At 44.2% G+C, this 8,058-nt stretch carries 7 protein-coding genes; 6 read left to right on the forward strand and 1 reads right to left on the reverse strand.

Annotated features, from left to right (window positions below):
* Nucleotides 1-1,000 precede the first annotated feature (1,000 nt).
* Nucleotides 1,001-1,327: a GIY-YIG nuclease family protein gene (locus tag J4G07_22425; GenBank protein MCE2416740.1), complete on the reverse strand. Its 327-nt coding sequence runs from the start codon at nucleotides 1,325-1,327 to the stop codon at nucleotides 1,001-1,003.
* 641 nt (nucleotides 1,328-1,968) lie between these two features.
* On the opposite strand from J4G07_22425, the gene J4G07_22430 reads away from it, so the two are divergent.
* From J4G07_22430 to J4G07_22455, 6 genes are all read left to right on the forward strand, one after another.
* Nucleotides 1,969-2,247, forward strand: coding sequence for a sigma-70 family RNA polymerase sigma factor (locus J4G07_22430; protein ID MCE2416741.1), 279 nt, complete (start codon nucleotides 1,969-1,971; stop codon nucleotides 2,245-2,247).
* A complete protein-coding gene (locus J4G07_22435) occupies nucleotides 2,244-2,477 on the forward strand; it encodes a hypothetical protein (protein MCE2416742.1) in 234 nt (77 codons plus the stop codon). The genes J4G07_22430 and J4G07_22435 overlap by 4 nt, the downstream gene beginning before the upstream one ends.
* Before the next feature lie 461 nt (nucleotides 2,478-2,938).
* On the forward strand, nucleotides 2,939-3,610 hold the full coding sequence (locus J4G07_22440) for a hypothetical protein (protein MCE2416743.1): 672 nt from the start codon (nucleotides 2,939-2,941) through the stop codon (nucleotides 3,608-3,610).
* Nucleotides 3,611-4,206: 596 nt separating this feature from the next.
* On the forward strand, nucleotides 4,207-4,467 hold the full coding sequence (locus tag J4G07_22445) for a hypothetical protein (protein ID MCE2416744.1): 261 nt from the start codon (nucleotides 4,207-4,209) through the stop codon (nucleotides 4,465-4,467).
* A gap of 341 nt (nucleotides 4,468-4,808) precedes the next feature.
* Nucleotides 4,809-6,617: a hypothetical protein gene (locus J4G07_22450; protein MCE2416745.1), complete on the forward strand. Its 1,809-nt coding sequence runs from the start codon at nucleotides 4,809-4,811 to the stop codon at nucleotides 6,615-6,617.
* A 142-nt stretch (nucleotides 6,618-6,759) separates the two neighbouring features.
* Nucleotides 6,760-8,058: glycosyltransferase (locus J4G07_22455; protein ID MCE2416746.1), on the forward strand; the 1,299-nt coding region annotated here is incomplete at its 3' end.

Below are 8,058 nucleotides of genomic sequence, written 5' to 3' on the forward strand. Positions count from 1 at the left end.
ATACCCAAAAGACTCATGGCTTCCTTCCTTTTCTCCTTGATACGGGATGCGATTATCATACAATAGATTACACATTAAATCAAGAATTTGTTTTCGGTTGGTCAGGGACATTCAGTTCTCCGGTAGGAGGGATCTCCGAATCCCGACCTATTTCGTAGAAGCGACAGAAAGAGGAAATAACGGAGGCGCAGGAAACTAACCGTCTCATAGGACGCGATGGCACAGGTTAACAACCTATGCCACAAAAGGTAACCTCCAATCGGAAACCTTTGATTCGTTTAAAATTGTCCCAACTTTTGTGTTATTGGGCGATAGGTTTAGGTTGGATTCACGTTCAAATGTTACGATAGTGTAACATTTGGTAGGTAACGGTTATTTGCCTAAAACCCAGTAGCCATAGGGGTTTATAGACCTTTTTCTTGTTTTTTTCGTTTTGCAGAAAAATAATTTGGCGGGAAGTGTAACATTTTTCTGAATGTTCTTGCTGAGGTGATGTTATGTTGGTAGCGTCTGAATCGCGGATTGACGCGGATTTCACAGATTTCGCGGATTTTTGGGGACCTCTGTGTATCCAGTGTCCTTTGTTGGGCATTGAGTTCCCTATCCATTGCTCACGGGGCATTTCGTTTCAAAATACCGTGGAAAATCTCTAAATTGACACCTATGATCTGGCTTCCATTCAAACCAACCTATACACTTAATTGATACCTATAAATTCCACTGCGTTGCCCAATCTACAATCTTAATTTGTATTTACATTATATATGGTAATATATCCAGTTTAAAAAGGCAAATTTATTTTTAACAGGACTTACGCAACTTTGACCGTAGCGCGCTGTTAGATGGAGATTCCCTCAAAAATAGACGTTCTGGTGGTACAGACTAACGGTTTCCTATTTTTCTAAAAGCAGGGCGTTTTGAATTCGCACACCCTGCAAAGCGAGGTATTTTTCTTTATCTGGTTGCTTTTCAGTTCGTATACGTTGGTATCCTTATCAGATCACTGCTTATTACAGGGCGGTTGATACGCATTAATTAGATCGCGCTCTTTTGCTTTACGCTGAGTTTCGTTATTCTCCCGATGGGTGCAAATTACATTACCACCGAGCGGATCTGCACACTCCCATTTTTCGTGATGTGCCAGTCGCCGCTCTTCAAAGGAATGCGTTTGACCGATATATAAGAGGGTATGATTTCTTTGAGAATCACGTTTTGAAAAAACATAGACTCCGCCGACATCTTTAAACGTTGTCTCGCGGGGATAAACCCCAAATTTATATTCTCTACCAGATTGTCCGGTAAAAGTCACGTCTGCTATTTTTGCCATTTTAAATCTCCTTTTTATATCTGGTTTCTCAACTCTTGAGAGACACCAGATTCGGATTGCTATATAGTTTTTCGATTGCGATGCACAATCGACTTGTAAGCACGCGATAGCCTCACGCAACTGTTCAACGATACCCCTTTCACCTCACTGGGACTTCAGGATATGGGAACACTCAATTGTGCAATCCGCTTGCTGGAAACGCCACAAACACGCAATTCAATGATGTGAAAGTCACCACTTGATTATAAAGACTGCAGTTTTGAGGCGATTTCGTGCATAAAATGAAAAAATCAGGAAAAATTTTTCTCTCAGTGAAGAGAAACCCCTATCTACGAGATACGGCATCCTTTTCTTTTTCAACATTGGCTACTTCACGGACGATGGATCGCGAAGTCTGCACGGCTTCCCTTTTCGGGATTTTATCGGAATGCTGGATTATCCTTTTCACTCAGTATTTGTATTTAATTCTCGGTTTTCATTCTCCATAACGAAAACCCATGAAAGTCTTTCCATAATTTCACGCAATTTCACCAACTTTTAGAGACAAATTCAGCTTTTTTCATAAAGTTAAGTCTTTAAGTATAGCAATGTGGATTTTCCCTATTTATCACTATAGTCCACATTGCGGAAAGGAGTTTGCATTGTCAGATGAGAGTCGAAGAGTTGATGATGAAATCTCAGCACTTATCATCGTGCATGAACCCTTGCTGAGACGCATCATTGGTTTGCGTGTTGATGATCCTGTTGATAGAAAGGATGTTTATCAAGAAACGGTGGTTGCGATCCTCGAACATTTGCGTAAGGGCAAATCGGTGGAACACGCGAAAGCGTGGATGGCAGGGATTGCGAAAAACAAGTGTGCTGATTTTCATCGTCGTGAGAAAAGAGTATCAATCATGATGCGTTCGGTGGCGGTGTGAGTATCGCCGATGACCAGCATCAAGCGGTTGTCGTCAAAGAGATTCACACTGTAATTTCGGCGATGAAGTCTATTTATAGAGATGTCGGCGATTTGCATATCCAAGGGCACACCGCCTGCGAGATTTCGGAGCAATTAGAGATTCCGGAAGGGACAGTGCAATCAAGACTTCGCAAGTTTCGGCAGTTGATACGGGAGTATTTGGAGATGGATACACGCCTGCCGAAATAGAAGAAGTCGTAGGATTGGGAACTTGATTGTTTGTTCTAAGCCAGGGACATAGTCCCTTGTGCAACGGAGAGAAATCTGTAGGAAAAAGATAAGAAAAGTTCATTTTTCTAAAAAAATCACTTTTTTTCATCCAAAAGTGACGGTTTTGCCAGAGTTATCCGACTTAATATAATAACAAAAGTTGCTACTGTCAAAATTTTAGGCATTCAGATGCCGTTTTTGGCTGAAAATAATAGCAGTTTGAATTAGCATAGTTTTGTGAGCGGCAGTCTTCCCTATTTTTTTCAGGTGCGTCGAGGGTATCGTAACTACCCATCGACGCGGCACTGCCATAGAACCATTATGACAGTGCTAACTGAAATTATANAGCACCTTATATCAGAACAAGAGGATTGCCAAGAATGCAAGACCCCCTCCCTTTTGCCTTCTCATATCAATCCCCTATCGGAAAGGAATTTTCAATGAGACACCAACACCTCTTTATATGTCTCTTTTTGCTTGCTTTAATGCCGCTGAGTGCCAAAGCACTCCCACCCCCTTCACCGGCAGGCGGAAACTATTTAGCCCTTGACGGGATCGATGACTACGCCGTTTTAGATTTTGAAACCTTCGGTTTACTTTTACCCGAAGGCACGGACGAATACACCGTTGAAGCATGGATATATCCAACCACACCGCCTGCCGATGATATACACGCAATGATACTCAGCCAACAGGTGCGGATGGATGTCGTCAATGATGATCACGTTGGATGGGAGCGCATAAGGAACACTATCGATTGGCAGAAGGGAGATTTATTCCTAAGAATTCAAGCGCATGTTACGCGCAGCGGGAAGGTCTCTGAGACAGGCTACAGCCCGAAAGCACTTCCGCTGAACCAATGGCATCACATCGCTTTCCAAGCGAATGGGCATCAGACAACAACAATCGTTAACAATTGGACAGCCAGTTCACGACGAACTACAACGATTGCACACGATCTGTCAAGCATCGAGCGTCCAAAGGATTTTGTGCTTGGCGGCTTTGGACAGAAAATTAGTTCCAAGCTTCACAATCACTTTTGGGGTGCTTTTGCAGGATATATTGATGAGGTCCGCAGAGGGTTTCACGCCGCACGGCAAGTTCAAGAATGACGCAAAGACAGTTGCGTTGTAGCATTTTGATGAACCGGTCGGAACGCGAAAATTCTCGGATGCATCAGGCAATGCTCACCATCTGGAGGGCAAAAATGGTGCCAAGACCGGCATCCCGCTGACAGTCAAAACACAATGAAACCTTTAAGAAGACTTCTATCAGCAATTGTACTCGGGGCTCATTTGTAGGCAGTATCTCTGTCCGAACTCGTTTCGTATAGATGGCTTCGATACGACATCAAGAACCATAGGCGCGTCAAAGATTTCAAGCGTCGGTTCAAATCTCGTATCGAAATTATACAGTTTCCGAAAGCGGACAAGATATTGATGACGCACACCTAACAGCAACAGAAACAAAATTATCGCCTCGTCGAAGGATGCCCACGGCACCAACGGTTTACCAACCGGTCGGACTGTCGGGTTAATGTCGGATGAGTATGGGAAAAGAGTGTTATGAGGGAACTCTATCTCATCATTATTTTACCGAAAACCCTCTAATTTTAATAAGCGGTGTTGTTTCCTACGTTTGAGATGTTTTGTGCATCTATGGTTAAAACATTACCGTTTCTACTACAAAGTGAAGGAGATAAAATCTCATGCAAACTCACGTAGCACAACTGACGAAACAGCGTCTCAGCGATTTCTTCGTCAAAGAAGATGGGCATGTTGCCCATAAGAACGCTTTAGTCGCTGGGGCTGTCGTAACAGGTGCAATCCTTGCATCAGTGATACTCGCACCCGAAGCCGCAGCATGTTCGAAGCAAATACCGTGTGGAAATAATCTTAATTGTTTCGATCCTCCCGGATGTTGTTGGTACACTGATGCAAATGGTCATGCGTATGAGGACTGTTGTTAATTAAAGTGGGAAGCCGTTTATAAGTAAGATGGCTTTTCACATAAAATAAGCGAGGACTTATCATTTACGTAAAGTCGTATTTGCCTAAGTTCTCGCTTCATTTTCCACTTGAGCTGAACCAATTGTGTTTATGAAAATGTTCACTGATACCCAAAAACATCTTGCGTTGCTCTGAAAGTTGAAGTTGAATCTGACGAAAAGCCGGACGCATTGAATCCTATTTCGTGCTGTTGAGGCAGTAGGCAAACTGCGTACACACTGGGAAAAACTCAGAGCGGAGTATCGAAACCAGCCTAAGAAATGCTGACAATTGCCTAAATTTGTGGAGACTGGAAATTCTTGTGAAAAAGTACATATTACTTACACTAATTCTGACTGTTGTTGTTGTAGGTCCCTTTGTTTATCAGCAATGGAGTGAAGCGAAACGGTTGCGATATATTAGAGAGACAAAACAACTTGCTTCTCAGGTTCATGCGACATCTTTGGCGGACTATATCCAGCAGTTGAAACAGATTTCACCAGACAGCACGCAGCTGCTCCTATTCACAGGGAACACGCAAGCGCAGCTGGAACCGTGCGGTTGTTTCATTGGGCAATCAGGCGGACTCCCGAGACGTGCCAAAGCGATCTCCCGTATCCGAGAAACCGGGTTCTCTCCGCTGTTGATAGATCTCGGTGGTGTCCAACCTTCTCAACTCCCAAGCATGAAAACGCATTCATTTGAAGCGGATGACCTTTCCGCTGATAATGAGGTTATTATGCGAGACCAGCATCGTATACAAACAACTCTTACAGCAATGGAAATAATGGGGTATGATGCGTTTTTTCCTTTTGATGCAGAGACTGAGATTATTCAAAATCGGGAAGTTGACCTATCTTTTACATTTTTAGATTCGGATTTGACGCAAGATTCTGACTCGTATTTAATAAAAACAGTTGGAGAGAAACGAATCGTCATGGTCACATTGGACCTTAAAGACCCAGCGGAAGTAGCACTTGTGTCTAAGAAGCTCAATTCGCTTCTCTCTGAAGTTCAAGCACAATCTGATTTCGTTGTTGGACTGAGCCATTCACCTATAGAAGTCAATAGAGTGTTGGCACAGAAGTATCCGAGTTTTTCAGCGATTTTGAGTCCATACAAAGGCGAAACCGAAAAAATTGGCGAGGTCTTGCTGGCGTATTGTAATGCCAAAGGGAAAATACTTGGCGCGTTGATGCTAACCGACACAGAGATGGACATTCAGCAAATTGCCCTAACCGAGCATGTCGCCGACGATCCAGACATTAGGAGACTCTTGGATGATTTCTATCATCAAGTCGCTACCGACCATCAATTGCAGATTATCAGTCACCGATTGTTTTCTTCCCAACAAGAAGAACAAGATGATAAAAACAGTTATATTGGTTCTCAGACCTGCCAAGAATGCCATCAAAAAGAATTCAGCCAGTGGTCGCACTCCTCCCATGCGACAGCGTTTAACACCTTGCGCACGGTTGGTAGGGAGTATTATCCAGAATGTGTCACTTGCCACGTCACTGGATCGGGGTATGAAAGTGGTTACCAGATAGGTAATCCCAAGCGCGAGCATCTTGTGGATGTGGGATGCGAAACCTGCCATGGTCCTGGTAAACTACATGCCTACACACCGCTGAAAGAGAATATTCGCGGTCAAGTTCCTGAAAAAGTTTGCACGGCGTGTCACACGCCCGAACATTCTCCGGGATTCGACCAACTTATTGAATATGTTATGTCCGAAGTTGATCACAGTCGAACTCAGTTGAGCCTCAAGCAGATCCTTGAACAGCGCATGCGTGGACCTATGAAGCCAGAGGTTGAACTCTTTGTGATGTCGTTTTGCCCTTACGGTGTGCAAGCAGAGCAGGAATTGCTGCCGTTTTTTGAAAAGTATGGGGATACCATCGACTTCAAGTTGCGGTTTATCATAGGGAAAGAAGAGGAATCAGCCGAAGATGCGAATGGAGATATTAGGTTTACAAGTCTACATGGTGAACCCGAGCTTATTGAGAATAAACGCCAAATGGTCATTGCCGAACTCTATCCAGATAAACTTTTTGATTATCTGCTCTGCCGGTCAGATCACCTTGAGGAAGCGTGGGTGAATTGCGCTCAGGAAGTGCAGAAAAAATAACGAGGCAACTCCTTGAGGAAGTACAAAGGACGAAAGAACTCAGCGTCAGAGGGTCTCCAACTTTGGTGATTGATGGACGGATTATTGACGGTAGCCTTTGGCGTGGGAGGGTAAGTGAAACCTGTCGTTAACGAGGAGGTACATGATGTTAGTATGTCCGAAACCTACCATGCATCTACATAAATTCCGGCAGAGCAACCGGATGTACGTCGCTGACCTGAGCCAATGTCTTGTGTTGGAAATTGATGACATTGTCTGGGAGATTCTGGATCTGTGCCCATCCTTTTCAAGTGAGGAAATCGTAGAGAAGCTTGGGAAAAAACATGACACTGAGTTGGTCGTTGCGGCATTAGATTCGCTCGCAACAATGGAGCAGCAGGGACTTCTTTTTTCAAATTTTGAAAATAGATCGCCGGCGTTAGAGACAGAAACTCCCCAGAAATTGAAGATTCTTGTCCTCCAAAGGAGTCCTTATGCGACTGACATTACACTTGCTGCTGGAGGGGTGTCAGTCGCACATCACAATCTCATTAAGTCTCTGGAAGTTTATGCGTCTCTTGACGTGGTAGGTGATCGCGACGAAAGGTTTAATGAGAGTGTACAAGGTATCAGGTTCCAAGTCAACGATAAATCTGCTCTTTTAAAGTTGATGGCGAACAATTATGACGGTGTGCTGTTGGAAACTCATCAGGATAATGGGTTTCTTTCTCTCCTACATTGTATTAATGCCCCGTTTATGGTCCCTATTCATTCTGCAAGAGGCCACAATAGCAGTTGCATTAACAGAGGTCTACTCTGGTATGCGGCGATGCGCCCTTTTGATGCTTTTTTGGTTCCAACAAACTCAGTGCGGGACCTGTACGGTCGATTTGTCTCTGACAAGAATATGTTTCATGTTATACCGTGGGGGGTTGACCATAACAAATTTCGTCCATTGGACAAACAGGAAGCGAAAAATGAAGTCGCAAAGATGCTCAATGCTCCTCAAATTGCTTCTTCACCGGTTGTTGGTTTCTTCTCAAGATTTCAGCCAGAAATCGCAAAACGCCTTCCCGAAGTGTATTTTTTGATGACGGCACCGACGCTAAATATCTACGCCCATCAGCAGCTCCCGCCGAACCTGATTTGCGCCCCACAACAACCCAGGGAGCAACTGGCACGACTGATAAATGCTTTTGATGTTTACTGCTTTCCATCAATGGTGGGTGAAGAAACGTTTGGGCTTGCCCTCTTAGAGGCAATGGCTTGTGGCGTTCCACCCGTTGTGCCCCGTCTGGATGGACTGCCTGAGGTTGTCGGCGATGCCGGACTTATTGTGCCTGCCCTTGCTTATGAGCATGAAATCGGGAGCTTCGCTGGTACGGTTTCACCCGATGTAATGGCTGATGCCGTCAATACCCTTCTTACCGATGAGAAGGCACGATTGGCATTAGGGCAGAAG

Source organism: Candidatus Poribacteria bacterium (assembly GCA_021295715.1).
Classification (GTDB): domain Bacteria; phylum Poribacteria; class WGA-4E; order WGA-4E; family WGA-3G; genus WGA-3G.